This is a genomic window from Streptomyces sp. BHT-5-2 (assembly GCF_019774615.1).
Classification (GTDB): Bacteria; Actinomycetota; Actinomycetes; order Streptomycetales; family Streptomycetaceae; genus Streptomyces.
The window spans coordinates 903,902-923,044 of record NZ_CP081496.1; the positions used below are offsets into that span (position 1 = coordinate 903,902).

General features: G+C 72.2%; 19 protein-coding genes and 1 tRNA gene. 11 read left to right on the top strand and 9 right to left on the bottom strand.

Features of this window, described 5'->3' with window-relative positions:
- Window positions 1-467 precede the first annotated feature (467 nt).
- Window positions 468-1,793 carry an Ig-like domain-containing protein gene (locus K2224_RS03800; RefSeq protein ID WP_221905250.1) on the top strand — a complete coding sequence of 442 codons (1,326 nt, stop codon included), beginning with the start codon at window positions 468-470 and terminating at the stop codon, window positions 1,791-1,793.
- 148 nt (window positions 1,794-1,941) lie between these two features.
- Here the strand turns inward: K2224_RS03800 and K2224_RS03805 are convergent, their stop codons facing one another.
- The 5 genes from K2224_RS03805 to K2224_RS03825 form a co-directional block, all read right to left on the bottom strand.
- Window positions 1,942-2,850, bottom strand: coding sequence for an NAD(P)-dependent oxidoreductase (locus K2224_RS03805; protein WP_221905251.1), 909 nt, complete (start codon window positions 2,848-2,850; stop codon window positions 1,942-1,944).
- A gap of 201 nt (window positions 2,851-3,051) precedes the next feature.
- Window positions 3,052-5,079, bottom strand: coding sequence for a fructose-specific PTS transporter subunit EIIC (locus K2224_RS03810; RefSeq protein WP_221905252.1), 2,028 nt, complete (start codon window positions 5,077-5,079; stop codon window positions 3,052-3,054).
- Complete coding sequence (gene pfkB, locus K2224_RS03815) at window positions 5,072-6,088, bottom strand: 1-phosphofructokinase (RefSeq protein ID WP_221905253.1); 1,017 nt, start codon at window positions 6,086-6,088, stop codon at window positions 5,072-5,074. The genes K2224_RS03810 and pfkB overlap by 8 nt, the downstream gene beginning before the upstream one ends.
- 86 nt (window positions 6,089-6,174) lie before the next feature.
- Window positions 6,175-6,945, bottom strand: a complete 771-nt coding sequence (locus K2224_RS03820; RefSeq protein ID WP_221909416.1) for a DeoR/GlpR family DNA-binding transcription regulator — start codon at window positions 6,943-6,945, stop codon at window positions 6,175-6,177.
- Between the two features lie 388 nt (window positions 6,946-7,333).
- A complete protein-coding gene (locus K2224_RS03825; protein WP_221905254.1) occupies window positions 7,334-8,335 on the bottom strand; it encodes an RNA polymerase sigma factor RpoD/SigA in 1,002 nt (333 codons plus the stop codon).
- 185 nt (window positions 8,336-8,520) lie between these two features.
- Between K2224_RS03825 and K2224_RS03830 the strand changes: the two genes are divergently transcribed.
- The 3 genes from K2224_RS03830 (at window position 8,521) to K2224_RS03840 (ending at window position 10,357) form a co-directional block, all read left to right on the top strand.
- Complete coding sequence (locus tag K2224_RS03830) at window positions 8,521-9,039, top strand: GNAT family N-acetyltransferase (protein WP_221905255.1); 519 nt, start codon at window positions 8,521-8,523, stop codon at window positions 9,037-9,039.
- Window positions 9,040-9,175: 136 nt separating this feature from the next.
- Window positions 9,176-9,751 carry a DMT family transporter gene (locus K2224_RS03835; protein WP_221905256.1) on the top strand — a complete coding sequence of 192 codons (576 nt, stop codon included), beginning with the start codon at window positions 9,176-9,178 and terminating at the stop codon, window positions 9,749-9,751.
- A 96-nt stretch (window positions 9,752-9,847) separates the two neighbouring features.
- Entirely contained in the window at window positions 9,848-10,357 is a 510-nt protein-coding gene (locus K2224_RS03840; RefSeq protein WP_221905257.1) for a PPOX class F420-dependent oxidoreductase, read from the top strand.
- Window positions 10,358-10,389: 32 nt separating this feature from the next.
- Here K2224_RS03840 and K2224_RS03845 read toward each other — a convergent pair whose 3' ends face one another.
- Window positions 10,390-10,944, bottom strand: coding sequence for a pyridoxamine 5'-phosphate oxidase family protein (locus tag K2224_RS03845; RefSeq protein ID WP_260692327.1), 555 nt, complete (start codon window positions 10,942-10,944; stop codon window positions 10,390-10,392).
- A 304-nt stretch (window positions 10,945-11,248) separates the two neighbouring features.
- On the opposite strand from K2224_RS03845, the gene K2224_RS03850 reads away from it, so the two are divergent.
- Entirely contained in the window at window positions 11,249-12,301 is a 1,053-nt protein-coding gene (locus tag K2224_RS03850) for a questin oxidase family protein (RefSeq protein ID WP_221905258.1), read from the top strand.
- Window positions 12,302-12,668: 367 nt separating this feature from the next.
- A complete protein-coding gene (locus K2224_RS03855; RefSeq protein ID WP_221905259.1) occupies window positions 12,669-13,169 on the top strand; it encodes a MarR family winged helix-turn-helix transcriptional regulator in 501 nt (166 codons plus the stop codon).
- A gap of 142 nt (window positions 13,170-13,311) precedes the next feature.
- Here the strand turns inward: K2224_RS03855 and K2224_RS03860 are convergent, their stop codons facing one another.
- Together K2224_RS03860 and K2224_RS03865 are read right to left on the bottom strand one after the other, a co-directional pair.
- Window positions 13,312-14,835: an MFS transporter gene (locus K2224_RS03860; RefSeq protein ID WP_221905260.1), complete on the bottom strand. Its 1,524-nt coding sequence runs from the start codon at window positions 14,833-14,835 to the stop codon at window positions 13,312-13,314.
- Window positions 14,836-14,996: 161 nt separating this feature from the next.
- Entirely contained in the window at window positions 14,997-15,641 is a 645-nt protein-coding gene (locus tag K2224_RS03865) for a TetR/AcrR family transcriptional regulator (protein ID WP_221905261.1), read from the bottom strand.
- 338 nt (window positions 15,642-15,979) lie between these two features.
- Between K2224_RS03865 and K2224_RS03870 the strand changes: the two genes are divergently transcribed.
- A complete protein-coding gene (locus K2224_RS03870) occupies window positions 15,980-17,410 on the top strand; it encodes a M6 family metalloprotease domain-containing protein (protein ID WP_221905262.1) in 1,431 nt (476 codons plus the stop codon).
- Here the strand turns inward: K2224_RS03870 and K2224_RS03875 are convergent.
- Window positions 17,370-18,011 (bottom strand): TetR family transcriptional regulator, encoded by a 642-nt coding sequence (locus K2224_RS03875; protein WP_221905263.1) that lies wholly within the window; start codon window positions 18,009-18,011, stop codon window positions 17,370-17,372. The two genes, K2224_RS03870 and K2224_RS03875, sit on opposite strands and share 41 nt — an antisense overlap.
- Before the next feature lie 168 nt (window positions 18,012-18,179).
- On the opposite strand from K2224_RS03875, the gene K2224_RS03880 reads away from it, so the two are divergent.
- From K2224_RS03880 to K2224_RS03895, 4 genes are all read left to right on the top strand, one after another.
- Window positions 18,180-18,344, top strand: coding sequence for a hypothetical protein (locus K2224_RS03880; RefSeq protein WP_221905264.1), 165 nt, complete (start codon window positions 18,180-18,182; stop codon window positions 18,342-18,344).
- Window positions 18,341-18,631 carry a hypothetical protein gene (locus K2224_RS03885; RefSeq protein WP_221905265.1) on the top strand — a complete coding sequence of 97 codons (291 nt, stop codon included), beginning with the start codon at window positions 18,341-18,343 and terminating at the stop codon, window positions 18,629-18,631. Before K2224_RS03880 ends, K2224_RS03885 begins: the two co-directional genes overlap by 4 nt.
- Before the next feature lie 90 nt (window positions 18,632-18,721).
- A tRNA-Arg gene (locus tag K2224_RS03890) sits at window positions 18,722-18,794 on the top strand.
- A 109-nt stretch (window positions 18,795-18,903) separates the two neighbouring features.
- Entirely contained in the window at window positions 18,904-19,128 is a 225-nt protein-coding gene (locus K2224_RS03895; RefSeq protein ID WP_221905266.1) for a cold-shock protein, read from the top strand.
- The last annotated feature ends 15 nt before the right edge of the window (window positions 19,129-19,143 follow it).

A 19,143-nucleotide genomic window follows, 5' to 3' on the forward strand; every position in this document is an offset into this window, starting at 1 on the left:
TCGGATCCGGCGCGGGCCGGGCCGTGGAGGCCGCTCTGCCCTCCTCGCCCCTGGCGTCGCCGGTCGACCAGGCGTCCGCCCATCTGGCGACCGGCCGGGACCCCGGCCCGATGGACGACCGGCACCCGAGCGGCTGACGGCGGCACCGGTGCCGTGCGGCCCCGGTCAACGGCCTCTCCGAGGCGCTGGAGTTGGCGGCGCGGCCGGGGCTGGACCCGGTCGTTCCGGTCGGCGCGGGCCGGGTCCTCCAAGTCGCCAGCCCGCTGCGCCTGCCGGGCACGCCGGTGGTACAACCGACGGCGCCACCCGGCCTGGACGAAGACGGCACGGCACTGCGAACCTGGCTGTCAGGGCCGGACGGCCGACCCCCGCCACCGCGAATGTGACCTTCGTCACAACGAGGTGGTACCCGCAACCAAATCCACCCGTAGGTGCTGTTTACCAGCACGGAATCACAACACCCCTGTATGGAGCAGCTCGTGACATCGCTGGACAACCCTTCGCCCGCCCCGTCCCGCACCGCCCACCAGCAGCTTCAGACCGAGTCACGCGATTCCGCCGCCCCCCGCCGCGCCCGCCGTACCCGCCGCGCCCTGGCGCTCACCGCGCTGCTCGCCGCGGGCGCGCTGTCGTTGGCGGCCTGCGGCGGCGACGCCGAGGCGGGCCAGGGCGACGGCAAGAACGGGCAGGCCGGAGCGGACGCCGCGGCCGCCAAGGACGCCTCCGACGCCAAGATCCAGGTCTCGTCGAAGGACGGCGCCACCAACGCCAGCATCAACGACACCGGGGTGAAGGTCACCGGCGGCAAGTTGACGGACGTCAAGCTCACCGCCGTCGACACCGGCAAGGACGTCGCCGGCGCCATATCGCCGGACGGCACCTCCTGGAAGCCCGGCGCGCAGCTGGACCGCGGCGCCAAGTACAAGATCGTGGCGAACGCCAAGGACGCCAAGGGCCGTCCGGCGACCGAGAACGCGACCTTCACCACGGTCTCGTCGTCGCACAGCTTCATCGGCTCGTTCACGCCCGACAACGGCAAGACGGTCGGCGTCGGCATGCCGGTGTCGTTCAACTTCGACAAGCCGATCGTCAACCAGAAGGACGTCCGGTCCCACATCACGGTGACTTCCAGCAGCGGCCAGAAGGTCGTCGGCCACTGGTTCGGCAACCAGCGGCTGGACTTCCGGCCGGAGGACTACTGGAAGGCCGGCTCCAAGGTCACCATGAAGATCGACCTGGACGGGGTGAAGGGCGGCCCGGGCATCACCGGCGTGCAGTCCAAGACGGTGTCCTTCACCATCGGGCGCTCGCAGGTCTCCACGGTGGACATGGACACCCAGACCATGACCGTCAAGCAGGACGGGAAGGTCATCAAGAGCATCCCGATCTCCGGCGGCAGCCCCGACCACCCGACCTACAACGGCCAGATGGTGATCTCGGAGAAGTTCGAGCAGACCCGGATGGACGGCTCGACGGTCGGCTTCGGCGGCGAGTACGACATCAAGGACGTGCCGCACGCCATGCGGCTGTCGTCGTCCGGCACCTTCATACACGGCAACTACTGGGGCAGCTCGTCGATCTTCGGCCGCACCGGCACCAGCCACGGCTGTGTGGGCCTGGAGGACAACAAGGGCGGCGGTGGCGACACCCCGGCCAAGTGGTTCTACGACAACTCGCTGATCGGCGACGTGGTCATCGTCAAGAACTCCAAGGACAAGACCGTCCAGCCCGACAACGGCCTCAACGGCTGGAACATGTCGTGGTCGGCGTGGACGGCGGGCAGCGACTCCTGACGGCCGACCGGCCCCGCTGACGCATACGAGGCGGCGACCGCTCCTCCTGCCTTCCGGGAGGGGCGGTCGCCGCCTTTTGCGCGCGAGGGGGGCGGAGCAGGGGCTCGCCTATCAGGTCGTGTCCGGGGGCTCGCCTATCGGGGCGGTGTCACGCCCGGCGTTCGCGGGGGTGGACCAGCTCCAGCACTCCCCCGACGCTCTCCGTGCCGTGGCCGTCCGCCACCCGCCGCTTCATCAGCTCCCACAGCGGGCCGAACAGTTCCGTGCTGACGCCCTGCGCCTGGCTGACGTCACCGATGGCGTCGTGCGAGACCTGCATGGCGAGGTTGGAGCCGGTGGCGCCGTAATCCCCGGAGTCGGCCTGCTCCGCCATCGCGGGCAGCTGGTTGTCGGCCATCGCCCGCAGCCACGGCACCAGGAGTTCCCGGGTGAATTCCGCGACGTTCCCGCCCGCCGAGCGCACCAGGCCGGCCGCGTGCAGAAAACCGCCGAACATGCCGTACATTCCGCTCAGCAGCGCCAGGTCGTTGAGCGGCGCCAGGCCCGGATCCGCCCCCAGATAAACGCTGCGGGCGAAGGCGTCCAGCACCTCGCGATGCGCCCGGAAAGCCTTCTCGGCACCGCTGTAGAGCACGAATGCCTGCGGCTGCCCGATGATTTCCGGGACGGCCATGATGCCGCCGTCGAGATAGTCCGCGCCGAGCCCGGAAACCCGCTCCGCCAGCTCCCGCGCCTCGGCCGGCGAACCGTTGGTCACATTGACCACGACCCGGCCCTTGAGCGCCTCACCTGCACCGTCGTCGGCCAGCAGCGGGCCGACGGCGGCGTAGTCCAGAATGCAGACGATCACCACTTCGCCCGCGGCGATCGCCTCGGCCGGAGTGAGCGCGCGCCGGGCGCCCTTTTCCACCAGCGCGTCGGCCTTGCGCGCCGTACGGTTCCACACCGTCACCCGGTGACCGGCCGCCAGCAGCGCCGCCGCCAGGGCCGTACCCATGTCTCCCAGGCCCAGCACGGTGACGTTCTTCCGCACCGCTTCTCCCACCGGGTACTCCATCGAGTTCCCCACCGAATTGCCCACCGAATGCCCTACCGAATTCCCCGCCGACATAACGGAACTGCGCTCCCGACTGTTTCGTGACGATCTCTTGGTGATCAGTTTTGGCGGGGGCGTGGTCCGGGACAAGTACGCACTAATTAGTGGGTGGTTACCCGTAGGTGAGCGGTCACCGGTGAACGGTCACCGGTGAGCGGGCGGCTACCTCGCGGCGGGTATGTCCGCGGCCGGCACCGCTGCCGGGCGGGCCCGCAGGCGCTTGAGGAGGACGACCAGCGCGGCGCCGACCACGGTGCCGATGGCGACCGCCAGGAGGTAGAGCAGCGGCCGGCCGATCAGCGGCACGACGAAGACGCCGCCGTGCGGGGCCCGGAGGGTGCAGCCGAAAGCCATCGACAGACCGCCGGTGACCGCGCCGCCGGCCATCGCCGAGGGGATCACCCGCAGGGGGTCGGCGGCGGCGAACGGGATGGCGCCCTCGGTGATGAAGGACGCGCCGAGCACCCAGGCGGCCTTGCCGTTCTCCCGCTCGGCCGGCGTGAAGAGCCCGCCCCGCACGGCCGTGGCCAGCGCCATCGCCAGCGGCGGGACCATACCGGCCGCCATCACCGCGGCCATCACCTTCAGGCTGCCGGGATTGGGGGTGGCCAGGCCGCCGACCGCGAAGGCGTACGCGACCTTGTTGAGCGGTCCGCCGAGGTCGAACGCCATCATCAGCCCCAGCAGCACGCCGAGGATCACGGCGTTGGCACCGGAGAGGCCGGTCAGCCAGCCGGTGAGGGCCTTCTGGAGCGCGGCGACCGGCTTGCCGACCACCAGGAACATCAGGAAGCCGACCACCGCCGAGGAGAGCAGCGGAATCACCACGACCGGCATGATGCCGCGCAACACCGGTGGCACGCCGACCCGTTGGACCGCCCGCACCACCGTGCCGGCCAGCAGACCGGCGATCAGCCCGCCCAGGAAGCCCGCGTCCACGGTGAGCGCGACCGCGCCGCCGACGAAGCCGGGGACCAGGCCGGGTCGGTCCGCCATCCCGTATGCGATGAAGCCGGCCAGGACCGGGACGAGGAAGCCGAAGGCGGTGCTGCCGATCTGGAAGAGCAGCGCCGCCCAGCTGGCCGACTCCGTCCACACGAAGTGGTCGGCGACCGACGGCGCCTTGTCGACGGTGTAGCCGCCGATCGCGAAGGCGAGCGCGATCAGCAGCCCGCCGGCGGCGACGAACGGCACCATGTAGCTGACCCCGGTCATCAACCACTTGCGGAGCCGGGTGGCAGGGCCGTCGGTGGCGTCGGCGCCCCGGTCCATGGGGGCGGCGGGTCGCGCGGGCGCGGCGGCGGCCCCTTCGTGGGCGGCTTCGCGGGCGGCCTTCTCCCGTACCTCGGCGATGAGTTCGGCGGGGCGGTTGATGCCGGCCTTCACCCCGACGTCGACGACCGGCTTGCCGGCGAACCGCTCCCGGTCCCGCACCTCGACGTCGTGCGCGAGGATCACGCCGTCGGCGGCCGCGACCAGCTGCGGGTCCAGGCTCCGGAAGCCGGCCGAGCCCTGGGTCTCCACGGCGAGTTCGACGCCGGCCGCCCGCGCGGCCTTCTCCAGCGACTCGGCGGCGAGGTAGGTGTGCGCGATACCGGTGGGGCAGGAGGTGACGGCGACGATACGAAATGGAGCGGAGGGAGAAGAGGAGGCTGAGGGAGAAGAAGCGGCGGGGGGAGAGGAGGGAGCCGAGAAGGCGGAAGGGACGGATGGGGCCGGCTCGGCCGTCGGCCCGGGAGCCGGCTCCGGCTGCTCGCCCCGGATGAGCGCCGCCGCCCGCGCCGGCTCGGTCTCCGACCGCAGCGCGCCGGTGAACGCCTCGTCCATCAACTGGCGCGCCAGCGACGACAGGATCGACAGATGGTCCGCGTCGCCGCCCGCCGGGGCCGCGATCAGGAAGACCAGGTCGGCCGGGCCATCCGCGGCGCCGAAGTCGATGCCGGCCGCGCTCCGTCCGAACGCCAGCGTCGGCTCCGTCACGTGCGCGCTGCGGCAGTGCGGGATCCCGATGCCACCGTCCAGGCCGGTGGGCATCTGCGCCTCGCGGGCGGCCACATCGGCGAGGAAGCCCTCCAGGTCGGTGACCCGGCCGGCGGCGGCCATCCGTTCCGCCAGCGAACGGGCGGCGGCGTCCTTCGTTGCGGCGGACAGGTCGAGATCGACCAGATCCGCGCTGATCAACTCACTCATCGCGGGCTCCCTTGCGCGCGGTACCGCCGTGCGGGCGGTGGGGACGGGGTGCTGCGGGGGCATCGGGGACCGGTTCGGTCAGCGCCCGGCCGAGCGGCACCTCGGCGGTCACCGTGACCCGCTCCGGGGCCAGGTCCGACGGCGTCGGCATCAGACTGCCGGGCAGCTGCACCGCCGCCGCGCCGTGCGCCACCGCCGCGGCCAGCGCCGGGACGCCGCTGCCGCCCGCGGCGAGGAAGCCGGCGAGCGAGGCGTCCCCGGCGCCGACGTTGCTGCGGACGGCGGCGACCGGGGCGCCGGCGAAGTGCGCGCCGTCCGCGTCGACGAGCAGCTGGCCGTCGGCGCCCAACGAGGCGAGCACCGCCCGGGCGCCCCGGCAACGGAGTTCCTCTGCGGCCTCGACCGCGTCGCCGAGGGTCGCCAGGGGGCGGCCGACGGCCTGCGCCAGCTCCTCGGCGTTCGGCTTGACGATGTCGGGGCGTTCGCGGAGCGCCGCGGTCAGCGACGGGCCGGAGGTGTCCAGGGCGATCCGGGCGCCGGCGCGGTGCGCCCGGGCGACCAGCTCGGCGTACCACTCGGGCGCCAGACCGCGCGGCAGGCTGCCGCAGCAGGCGATCCAGCCGGCGCCCGCCGAGTGCTCGGCGACCGCGGCCAGCAGCGCCTCGGACTCGTCGGCGGTGAGTTCGGGACCAGCCGCGTTGATCTTCGTCAGAGTGCCGTCGGGCTCGGCGACGGCGATGTTGGAGCGGGTCTGCCCGGCCACCGGGACGCCCGCCACGTCGATGCCCTCGTCCCGCAGCAGCCCGGCCAGTGCCGCGCCCGCGGGGCCGCCCAACGGCAGGACGGCGAGGGTGCGGTGGCCGGCGGCGGCGACGGCACGGGAGACGTTGACGCCCTTGCCGCCGGGGTCGATCCGGTCGGCGGTGGCCCGCAGGACGGCGCCGCGCTCCAGCACCGGAATCTCGTAGGTGCGGTCCAGGCTGGGGTTGGGGGTGACGGTGAGGATCATCTCGGGGTACCGGTTCGGTGATGCGGACGTGGGTTACGAGGCGCGGAGGGCGGAAGACGTACGGGTCGGAGGCGGATCGCTCGGCGTCATGCGCGGATCACTTCCGTGCCGGCGCGTTCGATGGCGAGGGCGTCCTCGGGGCCGAGCCCGGTATCGGTGATCAGCAGGTCCACGTCCGACAACTCGCCGAAGCGGGCGAAGTGCTGCTGCCCGAACTTGGCGGAGTCGGCGAGCAGCACCACCCGCCGCGCGGCGGCGAGCAACGTCCGCTTGACCGCGGCCTCCGCGAGGTCGGGGGTGGTCAGCCCGCCGTCGAGGGAGAAGCCGTTGGTCGCCAGGAAGAGCACATCGGCGTTGATCTCCCGGTAGGCCCGCAGCGCCCAGTCGTCGACCGCGGCCCGGGTACGGTGCCGGATCCGGCCGCCCACGAGGTGGAGCGTGAGGCCGGGGTGGTCGGCCAGCCGCGCGGCGACCGGCAGCCCATGGGTGACCACGGTCAGCTCGGCCTCCAACGGGATCTCGGCGGCGAGTCGGGCGGCGGTGGTGCCGGCGTCGAGGATCACGCTGCCGGGGCCGTCGCCGCCGGGCAGCTCGGCGAGCGCGGCGCGGGCGATGCGCTGCTTCTCGTCGGCGGCGACCGCGTCCCGCTCGGCGAGGTCCGGCTCGAAGTCCAGCCGGCCGGCCGGGATGGCGCCGCCGTGCACCCGGCGGACCAGGCCGGCGCGGTCCAACGCCTTCAGGTCGCGCCGTACGGTCTCGGCGGTGACCTCGAACTCCTCGGCGAGGGAGAGCACATCGACCCGCCCGCTCTCACGGGCGAGCCGCAGGATCTCCTGCTGGCGCTCGGGTGCGTACATCTGCGTCTGTGTCCGTTCCATGCCCGAACCTGTGGTTTCAGCGGGATGTTACGCCCCACCATCCGCCAAGTAAACAGACTCGGACATCAGATCGGACCCAAACGGGCATGCCGCCGGGCGGCCTGCCGAGCGGAGCACCGCCCGGGCGGCGGGCCGCCCCGACCCGCCGGCCCCTCCGCGGGCGCGCACGCGAAAGAGCCCCGACGCCACTTACGGCATCGGGGCCCGCCCCATCCACAACCAACGGGTGACCGGCGTCCCGCGCCGGCACCGCATCCCACGATCAGAGCGGTCCGTCGCGCGCACGCCGGGCACACCGCACCGCCGCACGCCGCCACGGCGCCGGTCCGCTTACGACCGGGCCGGCCCCGCCAGGGGCCGCGACGGCTCAGGCCGCCGCGTCGAACCCGGTGTCGCGCGCCATCCGCTTCAGCTCCAGCAGCGCGTGCTTCTCGATCTGGCGGATCCGCTCACGGGTCAGGCCGTGCTGCTTGCCGACCTCCGTCAGCGTGCGCTCGCGGCCGTCCTCGATGCCGTAGCGCGCCTTGATGATCGACGCGGTGCGCTGGTCGAGGCGGTCGATCAGATCCTCCAGCTCCTCGCTGCGCAGCAGCGTGAGCACGGACTGCTCGGGGGAGGCGGCGGAGGTGTCCTCCAGCAGGTCGCCGAACTGGGTGTCGCCGTCGTCGTCCACCGACATGTTGAGACTGACCGGGTCGCGGGCCCAGTCCAGGACGTCGGTGACGCGGGCGGCCGTGGAACCCAGCTCGCCGGCCACCTCCTCGGGCTCCGGGTCGCGGCCGTTCTCGCGGTTGAACTCGCGCTGGACCCGGCGGATCCGGCCGAGCTCCTCCACGAGGTGGACGGGGAGCCGGATCGTGCGCGACTGGTCGGCGATGGAACGGGTGATGGCCTGGCGGATCCACCACGTCGCGTACGTCGAGAACTTGAAGCCCTTGGCGTAGTCGAACTTCTCGACGGCGCGCACCAGGCCGGCGTTGCCCTCCTGGATCAGATCCAGCAGGGGGAGGCCGGAGCGCGGGTAGCGGCGGGCCACGGCGACGACCAGACGGAGGTTGGACCGGATGAAGACGTCCTTGGCCCGCTCGCCCTCGGCGGCGAGCGCTTCGAGCTCCTCGCGGCTCGCACCCGCGGCGTCGGTGTCGGTGATCTCGCCGTCCAGGATCTGCTGGGCGTAGACCCCGGCCTCGATGGTCTGCGACAGCTCCACCTCCTTGGCGGCGTCCAGCAGGGGCGTGCGCGCGATCTCGTCGAGATACATGCCCACCAGGTCGCGGTCGGCGATGTCTCCGCCTGCTGCGCGAACGCTGTTGGCCTCGCCAGAGCCGGTGGTGCTGGCCTGACGACGGGCGACGGCACGGGTTGCCATGCGGATGCTCCCTTTGCGCTGAGTCGGTCGCGGGACGGTGGAGCGGATCATCGGTCTGTGGACTGCCAGTGGCGACCGGCTGACCCGTCCGAAGGAAACAACGGCTGGAATCCGGACAGAATTCCCATGCCGCGCCCCTATTTTTCTGATCATGCAGTACCCTGCACCGCCACGAGGGAGGACAGATGCCACCTGAGCAGGGGGACGTGCAGGTCAGAGCGGGCGCCGAGACGGACCTCACAGCCCTTACGGATCTTTACAATCACTACATTCGTGAGACGGCCATCACATTCGACACGGAGCCCTTCAGCTCCGAGCGACGTCGCCCGTGGTTGCTCTCCCACCCCCAAGACGGCCCGCACCGCCTTCTGGTTGCGCGGGACGCCGACGACCACCTGCTCGGGTATGCCACCAGCGGCCCGTTTCGTCCCAAGGGCGCGTATGCGACGTCCGTGGAGACAACGGTCTACTGCGCACCGGAGGCCGCCGGTCGGGGCGTCGGCACGCTGCTCTACGCGGCGCTCTTCGCGGCTCTGGCGGAGGAGGACGTGCACCGCGCCTATGCCGGGATCGCTCAGCCCAACGAGGCGTCCGCCCGCCTCCACGCGCGCTTCGGCTTCCGCCACATCGGCACGTTCACGGGGGTGGGCCGGAAGTTCGACCGCTACTGGGACGTCGCGTGGTACCAGAAGGACCTGCGATAGCGCCGAAGGACCCGTGACAGCGACCGACGGGAGGGACCCGGGCCGATCCGGCCGGGCCCCGGGCCGGCCGTTCCAGTTGACGCCGCCCACCCCCGGGTGTCGCCTGGACTGGAAGGGCGAACGAGAGGAGCCCGTCATGGACCCGCACGCGCACCGCGACCCGCACACCGGCGGGGAGCGGCGGCCCGAGGCCCGGGCCGCCCGCTCGCACGGCACCGTCGAGCCGGAACACGGCGCAACGCTCTCCGGCCCCGTGGAGCGCACCACCCCCGAGGCGCCCGGCCGCCGTATGCGGCCCGCCCTGGTGCTCCCGATCATCGCGGCGCTCTGCTTCGGCTGCTACACGATCTGGATGGACCACACCAACGGCGCCAAGGGCGGCCAGGCCGCCCTCCTCGGACTGATCGCGGCGGTGGTCACCGGAGCACTGGGCGTAACGCTGGTGCACTTCCAGTCGACCATGATCACCGAGACCCGCGCCCTGGCGTACGGCGCGCTCTTCGGCGCGTCGATGGGCTGGCTCTACTCCCTCGGCGGCAGCACGCCCTCGGTCCTGAAGTCGACGGCCTGGGGACTGGTGATGTTCGGGGTGATGTTCATCGCCTCGCTCTACGTCTTCCGCACCCATCGCGAACGGGAGCCGCACGGTCTGCACCGCCCCCGCCATGCCCACACGACCCGACGGCCCCACGTCCCGCACGCCGCACACTGACGCCGAGCGGACGCGCCCCGGTCGACACCCCGACGGATCAGGCGTCGCGATCAACACCCTTGCCCTCAATCGCACTTGAGGTTCTAGCCTCTCCCCATGGCAACGACACCGCACCCCGACCGGACGCCGCCCGGCCCCGCGCACACGCCGGAGACCGCCGCCGCACCCTCCCCGGCCGCCGCCACCGGCCCGCTCTTCACCCCCAAGGAGCGCGCCTACCTCGCCGGACAGCCGCTGGCCCGCCTGGCGACGACCGGCCCGAACGGCGGGCCGCAAGTGCGCCCGGTCGGCTTCGTCCTCAACGACGACGACACCCTCGACATCGGCGGGCCGGCGCTCAGCCGCAGCCAGAAGTACCGCAACGCGCAAGCCCGACCCGATGTCTCGCTCATCATCGACGACATGGCCCCGGACGACGATCCGGTCGCGCCCGGTTGGGGCCGCGGTGTGGAGATCCGCGGCCGCGCCGAAGTGCTCACCCTCGACGCCCCGCCGATGGCACCGGAGTTCTTCAGCAGCGAGGTGATCCGGATCCATCCGCGGCGCATCATCAGCTGGCACCTGGAACCGGACGACGGCCCCTCCCGCACCCGCACGGCCGGCTGACCGAAGGGGCGGTAAGGGGCCCGCGACACGGACTACCCCCATTGCTCCAGGACCCCCGGATCGTCCGACGTCCGTCGTATCGTCCGCAGCGGGCGGCCCGGTCGCCATATCTCCAGCTTGATGAACGGCTTCTCGGCGGACGTCCGCACCACCTCCGTCAGCAGCGCCCGGTAGAGGTGGAACGGCTCCGGGGGCTTGGCCGCCGCCGCGTACCGCGCCTTCGGTCCGGGGTCGGTCACCTCGACCGCCCGGCCGGCGACCCGTACATCGCCCTCGGCCAGATCCGTCCCGCCGCCTGGGTTGGCGTGCAGTGCGAACCGCGGGTCCCGCCGCAGGTCCAGCGCCTTGCGCGAGCCGATCATCAGGCCCAACCACAGCTCGCCGTACCGGAAATCCGCCTCCAGGCCGCCCAGCCGCGGCGCACCGTCCTTGCGCAGCGTGGCCAGGACGTGGTGCCGATACGCCCCGAACCGCTCGCGCACCGCCGCGGCGAACTCCGGCACCGCGGCCTCCGCGGCAGCCCAACAGGCCGCGCCGTCCTCCCGCCCGCTCCCGTGCCCGTTCTCATGCCCGTTCCCGCTCGTCATGGCGACCAGGCTCCCGCCCATACCCGACACCTCCTGTCCGGTATTCCGATTCCGTGGCCCCGTCCAACCACCCTCCGAATCCCTCGACTTCAGCGTGCCACCGACCACTGACAACGCCCCGTCCTGCACGCCTTTCCGCATGCCTGGACACACGCCGTGCCGCACGCCGTGCCGCACGTCCCGCCGAATGCCCCGCACCCTCCGCGGCCGTGTCCGTAGGACCAGGGCCGTAGTCCCGCCGGCCCGCCGAGGATCCGCCCGCGGTCCGTTACCCGGCCCCGGAGCGCGTACCTAGCCTCGGGGCATGGATACGACGAGCGGCACCCTCGACGAAGCCCTGGAACGCCTCCACACCACCGGCCCCGAATTCAACGGATACCTCAGCAACCACGCCCCGATGGCCGTCGAGGCCCTGATCCGGCACGGCCAGGCGGCGGCCGTCCACCGCTGGCTCGACGACTACGCCACCCGTCTGGAGGACGTACCGAGCCGGCAAACGACGATCACCGACGCCAACTGGCAGGAGGCGCTGGGCGATCCGCGCCGGGTCACCGACTGGACCGCGTACATGACCCGCCGGGTGGCCGAACGCCCCTGGCGCGAGGTGCTCGTGGAGTGGTGGCCGCGGTTGCTGCCCGGCATCGCGGGCGCCGCCACCCACCCGGTGATCCGGATCGGCCACGCCGTGCGCACCCTCCTGGAGCAGGGTGAAGAGGAGCCGCGGATCGCGGAGTTGGCGCACGCCCTCGGCTACTGGGCGGCGCGTCACGCCACCCTGCCGATGTCCGTTCGGCCCAGCGGAACCACCGCCCCCGCCGACGCCCTGGCCGCCCTCCCGCACGTACCCAACCAGCAGGCGACGGTCATCGACGGGCTGGCCCAGCTGCCCGGCACGGAGGGATGGTTGGCCGCGGCCGAGTCGCTGCGCGCACCGCAGAACCCCGACGAGGCCCGCGATCAGCTGGCTGCGCTGGTACAGGCGGCCGCCCACCACTATCTCGACTACGGCCACGGCGACGGCGTCCTGCTGGTCCACGCGGCCACCGCCCCGAACGCCGTCCTGCGCACCCTCCCGGCGCTCCCCCGCGAGCTGTGGGCGCCCTCGCTGGGCGCCGCCTGGACGGCGAGCGCCGCCCTCACCTCCGTCTACAGCCCCGACACCCCGCTGCCGGAGCTCGTCGCGGGTCCGCTCACACCGGAGGAAGTCTTCGAACGGGCCGCCGCGCACGGCGACGCGCATGTGATCAAGCTGACCGACACCGTCCTCGACGTGGCCTCCTGGGCCGCCGACGGCGACGACCGCGCCCTACGGTCCGCGCTCCGCTCCCTGGAGCTGATCACGCCGGGAGAGGACTGACAGTGGTGATCGGCCGACCGACCGGCCGGCGAACCGGCCGATCGTCCCGCCGCCGGCAGAGACCGTACGACCTGGCACCCGGCACCCGGCACCCGGCGACGGAGCGATGGATCTGACCGAGAAATGGCGCCGACATTACCGACATAACGGCTTGACGGCGTCACACTGGCGTTACCACCGTTCCGCGACGGCGCCCGCCACCCCGCGCGGCGTCCCCCCTTGCGCCCGATCCGAGTCCGCCACCCCCTCCGGATCTCCCGCACGGCGAAGACCCTCCGACCGCCGCCCCCGAGCGGAGGGCGGTTCGCCGTCGGACCCTTATCGTTAAACATTCAATAACTCTCGAAGCGGTGAGAGAGTGGATGGCATGAGCAACGAACCCGCGACGACCGAGCCGCGCTGGCTCGACGACGAGGAGCAGCACGCCTGGCAGGCGTACCTCCACGCCACCACGCTCCTCGAGGACCACCTCGACCGCCAGCTACAGCGCGACGCCGGGATGCCGCACGTCTACTACGGCCTGCTCGTCCAGCTCTCCCGCGCACCCCGGCGCCGGATGCGGATGACCGAGCTGGCCCAGAACGCCAAGATCACCCGGTCCCGCCTCTCACACGCCGTCGCCCGGCTGGAGAAGAACGGCTGGGTCCGGCGCGAGAACTGCCCCTCCGACAAGCGGGGCCAGAACGCCCACCTCACGGACGAGGGGCTGCGGGTCCTGGAGAAGGCCGCGCCCGGACACGTCAACGCCGTCCGGGCCGCGATCTTCGACCGCCTCACCCCGGAGCAGATCGGCCAACTCGACGAGATCTGCTGCGTGATCGCCGACGGCCTCCAGCCGCAGGGCGCCGACCTCCCCTGGCTCCGCTGACACTCAGCGGGGCGAAGGGAGGCCGACGCAACGCCACGGATCCGGCCGGTCCGGCCGACGCGACACCGTGCGACCGAGCGGTCTCACAGCGGGTGCCGGGGCCTCACGGGGCCGGCCCCGACACCGCTCCCCGACTCCGACCTCAGTGCACCATCACCGGAATCTGCGCGCCGTCCTCGGCATCGGCGGTCGCGCCGCCGTCCGACGAGGCCGTCGGCGAACCGGCGCCCGGCCGCCCGGTGTTGACGAGCGTGAAGGCGATCACCGCCGCCAGGGCCAGGATGCCCACCGCCCACCAGATGGCGGAGGCGTAGCCGTGCACCATCGACTGGAGCTTGAGCAGGTCCGCCGAGCGCGCACCGGCCGCGTGCGCGGTGGCGTAGGCGGTGGTGGCGCTGGCCGCGATGGTGTTCAGCAGGGCGGTGCCGATCGCGCCTCCGACCTGCTGCGAGGTGTTGACCATGGCGGAGGCGACGCCCGCGTCGCGCGGCTGGACCCCGTGCGTGGCCAGCGACATGGCCGGCATGAACGCGGTGCCCATCCCCAGGCCCATCAGGACGAAGCCGGGCAGGATCAGTGCCGGGTAGGAGGTGTCCAGGTCGATCTGGGACAGCACCGTCATGCCGACCGCGGCGAGCGCGAAACCGGGGGCCATCAGCAGCCGCGGCCGGACCCGGGTCATCAGCCGGGCGCCGATCTGCGTCGAGCCGGTGATCATGCCCGCGACCATCGGCAGGAAGGCCAGACCGGTCGCCACCGGCGTGTAGCCCTTCACGATCTGGAGGTAGTAGGTCAGGAACAGGAAGAGGCCGAACATGCCGATCACGGCCAGGCCGAGCGAGGCGTAGACGCCGGCGCGGTTCCGTTCGGCGACCACCCGCAGCGGCAGCAGCGGCGACGCCACCTTCGACTCGACCAGGACGAACGCCAGCAGCAGCACGGCGGCCGCGGCGAACAGCCCCAGCGTCACCCCGGCCAGCCAGCCGTCGGACTCGGCCCGGGTGAAGGCGTAGACCAGCGAGACCAGGCCGAGCGACGCCAGGACGACACCGGGGACGTCCAGCCGGGAGCGGTTGCGGCCCTCGGCGGGCTCGCGGACGACCAGTACGGCACCGGCCGCGGCGATCACGGCGATCGGGATGTTGACGAAGAACGTCCAGCGCCAGTCCAGGTACTCGGTCAGCACACCGCCGAGCAGCAGCCCGAGGGCGGCACCGCCACCGGCGATCGCGCCGAAGATGCCGAACGCCTTGGCCCGCTCGCGCGCCTCAGTGAACGTCACCGCCAGCAGTGACAGCGCGGAGGGCGCCAGCAGCGCGCCGAAGACGCCCTGCAGCGCCCGCGCACCCAGCAGCATCGTCTCGTTGGCCGCGGCCCCGCCGAGCGCGGAGGCCACCGCGAAGCCGACCAGGCCGATGAGGAAGGTCCGGCGCCGGCCCCAGAGGTCGGCGAGCCGGCCGCCGAACAGCAGCAGTCCGCCGAAGGCCAGCGCGTAGGCCGTGATGACCCACTGGCGGTTGGCGTCGCTGATGTCCAGGGCCTTCTGGGCGGAGGGCAGCGCGATGTTCACGATCGTCGAGTCGAGGACGACCATCAGCTGCGCGAGGGCGATGAATATCAGCGCTTTCCAGCGCCGTGGATCGACGGAGGGGGCGGTTTCAGACATGACGGGGTCCACCTAGTGGTGCGTAACGGAACGTGGCAGAGGTTCTGGAAGAACGAGAAGAAACGGAGGGGACGGGAGGGGGCGAGAGGGAACGGGAGGAAACGGGACGAGGACGGAGCAGGGCAGGTCCCCGCCGCCTCACCGGCCGCCGCGGCTCGTGGTCAGCGGCGCCTCAGGTCCTCCAACGTGACGGCGGAGCCGGGGAGTTCGGACCGGGCGGGGGCCTGCAGGCCGTCCAGGAACAGCTGCAGATGCCGGTGCACGAACTTGTCGAAGTCGAGACAGCCGGTGCCCGGCAACGGGCGGGTGAGCTGGGTGAGCGCGACCATCAGGTCACCGACGGCGATGTCGGTGCGCAGCCGGCCGCTGTCGCGGGCGGCGCCCATGACGGCCAGCACGGCCGCGTCCAGGCGGTCGCGCGCGGCGAGCAGATCGGGGTGGGCCGGGTCGATGCCGTCGGAGAGCAGTGGGCACAGTGCCCCGATCCGCTCCTCCACCGCGTCGTGGACGAAGCGCCGCAGCGCTGTGAAGGCATCCGGCTCCTCGGCGAGGGCGCGCTCCGCCCGGTCCGCTATTCGGGACATGACAGAGAGCGTGACGTGGTGGATCAACTCGTGGCGATCCGCGAAGTGACGATAAAGCGTCGCATTACCGACACCCGCGCGTCGAGCGATTTCATCGAAGGACACCTCGGCGCCGAACTCGACCATCGTCTCCCGCGCGGCGGCGATGATCCGCTCCCGGTTGCGCACCGCGTCGGCCCGCAGTCGCGGCTGATCGCTCTTCACCCGTGCCGCTCCGGCCACGTCGACACACTCCCTTCGTCGCTCATCGCGTCACACATCACTCGTCACGCATTGCGTCACTGATCGCGTCACGCATCACTCGTCACACGATGCGCACCGCATCACGTCACGCACCACATCCTCGGAACCGGGGAACGTCTCCCCGGATATTTCCCGGCCGGGATGTGAGGTGGGACACGCCGGCGGCGGGGTGCGCCGCGGCCATCCCTCCGCACCACACCGGCCCGCCATTTGACGCACCCCCACGCGCGGGCGACCACCCCCCGCCGCAGGCTGAACACCATGAGGCAGAAGGCACCCGCCCGAACCGCCGGGGCCCGCACGCTCAAGGCAGAGCCATGCGCACCCTGACGCACAAGATCTGCGCCGCCCTGGCCGCGACCGCCGCCTGCGCGGCCGCCGGCACCACCCTGGCCGCACCCCACGCCGCCACGGCCGCACCGCCCCCGCCCCCGCCCCCGGCGCCCATCGCCCCCGTGCCACCGGCCCTCGGCGTCAAGCCCCTGCCGCCGCCCACCGGGACCGCCGGCGCCGGGAAGCCCACCGTGGTCCGCCCCGGTGCCCCCCGTCCCCCCACCGGGACGTCCCCCAGCGGCCCCTGCGCGCTCCACGGCATCACCGACGACGTCTCCGAAGCGGCCCCCACCCCCGCCGGCTTCGCGCACGGCGCCGGCACCGTGCGGGCCCTCACCCTCTTCGTGGACTTCCCGGACGCCCCCGCCGGCCTCTCCCCCATGGCCCGCTACGCCGAGTTCTTCCCGGCCGTGACGGACTACTTCCGCACCAGCTCGTACGGCAGGCTGACATACGTCCCCAAGCCGCTCTTCCGCTGGATCCGCATGTCGCACCCGCTGGCGGCGTACGGCATCACCCGCAACGCCAGCTTCGACCCGTCCTCGGACCGCGGCTACCACGCGCTCTCCCAGGAGCTGGTGCACGCCGTGGACCCCTACGTGGACTTCCGGAACTACGACGTCGTCAACGTCATCACGGCCCCCAACGCGGGGCCGGCCGCCACCGACTCGGTCCTGTCGGTCACCTTCAGCGGCTCCGACCTGGGGCTGAAGACCGCCCGCGGGGCGCCGCTCCGGAACGTCTCGTTCATCTGGAGCCGGCAGACCGGCCTGAGCGCCTTCCGGGTCCTCAACCACGAGAACGCGCACTCCTTCGGCCTGCCCGACCTCTACTACACGGACGAGCGGAGCGGTTCCACCCCGGTGGGCCACTGGGACCCGATGGACGAGGACTGGGGACCCACCAACGACTTCATGGGCTGGCACAAGTGGAAGATGGGCTGGCTCGCCCCCGGCCAGGTGCACTGCGCACCGGCCGGCGGGCCACCCACCGAGCACGTCCTCACGCCGATCTCCACCCCCGGCGGCACCAAGATCGTGGTGCTTCCGACCGGGCCGCACAGCGCGTTCGTCGTCGAGGCCCGGGCCAGCGGCCTGCTGGACCCGATCGTCTGCCGCCCGGGTGTCCTCGTCTACCACGTGGCCACCAACGTCCCCTCGGGGCGCGCCCCCATCCGCGTCATCGACGGCACCCCGCACAGCGACGGCTGCTACACCGACGACCGCTATGTCGACGCGGACCTGACCGACGCCACCTTCCGGCCCGGCGAGACCTACACGGACCACATCAGCGGCGTCAGCGTCACCGTCCTCACCGAGAACGCCGACGGCACCTACCGCGTCCGCACCACCCCCGCCCGCACCCCGCTCCCCATCAGCCTCCCTCTTCCCCCCAGTGCCGGCGGCCGATACTGATCAGCCGCAGCTGCCGCCGGGCGCGCCACACCACCCGCGCGGCCGCCTCCTCGCCGCCCTCCTCCCGGGCGTCGAGCAGCTCCCCCGCGGTCGTCACCAGCCGGTCGACGTACAGCTCGGCCAGCATCCGGACGTCCTCGTCCCGCCAACCGTCCGACAGCGGCTGGGTCTTGAGCGCCGCGGCGACCTCCTCGGCGAACCGTTCCAGCTCCCCGGCGATGGCGTGCCGCACCGCGCGCACCCCGCCGCGCCGCTCCCGCGCCACGAACCGCACATGCGCGGGGTGCTCCCGCACATGCCGCTCGACGACCGCGACCGTCCGGTCTATCCGCTCCTCGGCGGCGTCCTGTTCGGCCAGGATCGCGCGCACCATCGCATGCAGGCTGCCCAGCGCCTCCTCGACGAGCGCGACGCCCAGCTCCCCCAGATCCCGGAAGTGCCGGTAGAACGCGGTGGGGGCGATGCCCACCCCCCGGGTCACCTCGCGCAGCCCCAGGCTGCTCAGACTCTGCTCCTCCAGCAGCCCGAGGGCCGCGTCCAGCAGCGCCTGACGGGTTTTCTGCTTCTGCGCCTGACGGACTCCGCCCACACTGTGACTCATGTCATCCAGTAAACAACCGTTCTCCGAACCAATCCATCCGACCACGGTCGTACACTGAAGAAGTCAGTGAACAACTGTCCTCTCAAACTTCTCTCGGCCGCACTCCGCAAACGGACCCGACGGACCCCGACGGGCCCCGCACCGGAACCGGCCCCGGAAAGGCAGACCATGCTCTTCCTCGTCGCAGCCCTCCTCCTGATGGGGATCGCGCTGGGCACCGCGGCGCACCTCCCCGTCCCGGTCACCCTCGTCGCGGCCGCGGTCATCGCCGCCTGGCTGCTCGTCTTCTACCTGCGCGAACGCCGCCACCACACCGAGGGGACCGCCCGATGACCACGCTCACCACCAGCCCGGCAGCCACGGCGCGCACGGCGAGGCCCGCCCCCCGCCCCCAGGCCGACGGCATGGCAGTCGCCTCCTTCGTCCTGGGCCTGGTCGGCACCCTGGTCCTCAACGTCGTCCTCGGCCCCTGCGCACTGGTCCTCGGCACCCTCGCCCTCGCCCGCGGCACCACCCGCCGCGGCCGCGCCCTCCTGGGCCTCGCCCTCGGCGCCGCCGACCTGCTCCTCCTCGTCGCCCTCACCGCCGCCGACGGCACCCTCAGCTGGCACATCGGCTGACCGCCCCGGCGCCCTCACCACCCCAACACCCACCCACCCGCCACCCACCATCCGCTACGCTTGTCGCCGGATCGGCTCACCCCGATCCCCGCCTCCGTAGCTCAGGGGATAGAGCACCGCTCTCCTAAAGCGGGTGTCGCAGGTTCGAATCCTGCCGGGGGCACTGTTGGAGAGGCCATCCAGGACAGTTCCTGGGTGGCCTTTTGGCGTTCCAGGGGGTGTTGGCCGAATGGAACTGTGCGGCCGGGGGGCGGAGTTCTACGGTTCTGGCCATGGTGACTGCGACGGTGCGTGAGTGGTACGAGGAGGAGGGGTGGGGGGTGCTCGACTCTGCCGAGACTCCGGGTGGGTGCTTCGGGCACTTCTCGGACATCGAGACGAGCGGGTTCCGCACGCTGTCGGCCGGGCAGCAGGTCGAGCTCGAATGGGAGGCCCCCGGCTTCCAGCAGGACGGGTACGACTACCGCGCGCTGCGCATCGTGCCCCGGCTCGGCTGACTCCCCCCGATGTCG

What these genes read in the sequence shown, in the direction of transcription:
- K2224_RS03800 (WP_221905250.1), top strand. Translation starts at nt 468, where the DNA reads ATGGAGCAGCTCGTGACATCGCTGGACAACCCTTCGCCCGCCCCGTCC.
- K2224_RS03805 (WP_221905251.1), bottom strand. Translation starts at nt 2,850, where the DNA reads ATGGAGTACCCGGTGGGAGAAGCGGTGCGGAAGAACGTCACCGTGCTG.
- K2224_RS03810 (WP_221905252.1), bottom strand. Translation starts at nt 5,079, where the DNA reads ATGAGTGAGTTGATCAGCGCGGATCTGGTCGATCTCGACCTGTCCGCC.
- pfkB (WP_221905253.1), bottom strand. Translation starts at nt 6,088, where the DNA reads ATGATCCTCACCGTCACCCCCAACCCCAGCCTGGACCGCACCTACGAG.
- K2224_RS03820 (WP_221909416.1), bottom strand. Translation starts at nt 6,945, where the DNA reads ATGTACGCACCCGAGCGCCAGCAGGAGATCCTGCGGCTCGCCCGTGAG.
- K2224_RS03825 (WP_221905254.1), bottom strand. Translation starts at nt 8,335, where the DNA reads ATGGCAACCCGTGCCGTCGCCCGTCGTCAGGCCAGCACCACCGGCTCT.
- K2224_RS03830 (WP_221905255.1), top strand. Translation starts at nt 8,521, where the DNA reads ATGCCACCTGAGCAGGGGGACGTGCAGGTCAGAGCGGGCGCCGAGACG.
- K2224_RS03835 (WP_221905256.1), top strand. Translation starts at nt 9,176, where the DNA reads ATGGACCCGCACGCGCACCGCGACCCGCACACCGGCGGGGAGCGGCGG.
- K2224_RS03840 (WP_221905257.1), top strand. Translation starts at nt 9,848, where the DNA reads ATGGCAACGACACCGCACCCCGACCGGACGCCGCCCGGCCCCGCGCAC.
- K2224_RS03845 (WP_260692327.1), bottom strand. Translation starts at nt 10,944, where the DNA reads ATGACGAGCGGGAACGGGCATGAGAACGGGCACGGGAGCGGGCGGGAG.
- K2224_RS03850 (WP_221905258.1), top strand. Translation starts at nt 11,249, where the DNA reads ATGGATACGACGAGCGGCACCCTCGACGAAGCCCTGGAACGCCTCCAC.
- K2224_RS03855 (WP_221905259.1), top strand. Translation starts at nt 12,669, where the DNA reads ATGAGCAACGAACCCGCGACGACCGAGCCGCGCTGGCTCGACGACGAG.
- K2224_RS03860 (WP_221905260.1), bottom strand. Translation starts at nt 14,835, where the DNA reads ATGTCTGAAACCGCCCCCTCCGTCGATCCACGGCGCTGGAAAGCGCTG.
- K2224_RS03870 (WP_221905262.1), top strand. Translation starts at nt 15,980, where the DNA reads ATGCGCACCCTGACGCACAAGATCTGCGCCGCCCTGGCCGCGACCGCC.
- K2224_RS03875 (WP_221905263.1), bottom strand. Translation starts at nt 18,011, where the DNA reads ATGAGTCACAGTGTGGGCGGAGTCCGTCAGGCGCAGAAGCAGAAAACC.
- K2224_RS03880 (WP_221905264.1), top strand. Translation starts at nt 18,180, where the DNA reads ATGCTCTTCCTCGTCGCAGCCCTCCTCCTGATGGGGATCGCGCTGGGC.
- K2224_RS03885 (WP_221905265.1), top strand. Translation starts at nt 18,341, where the DNA reads ATGACCACGCTCACCACCAGCCCGGCAGCCACGGCGCGCACGGCGAGG.
- K2224_RS03895 (WP_221905266.1), top strand. Translation starts at nt 18,904, where the DNA reads ATGGTGACTGCGACGGTGCGTGAGTGGTACGAGGAGGAGGGGTGGGGG.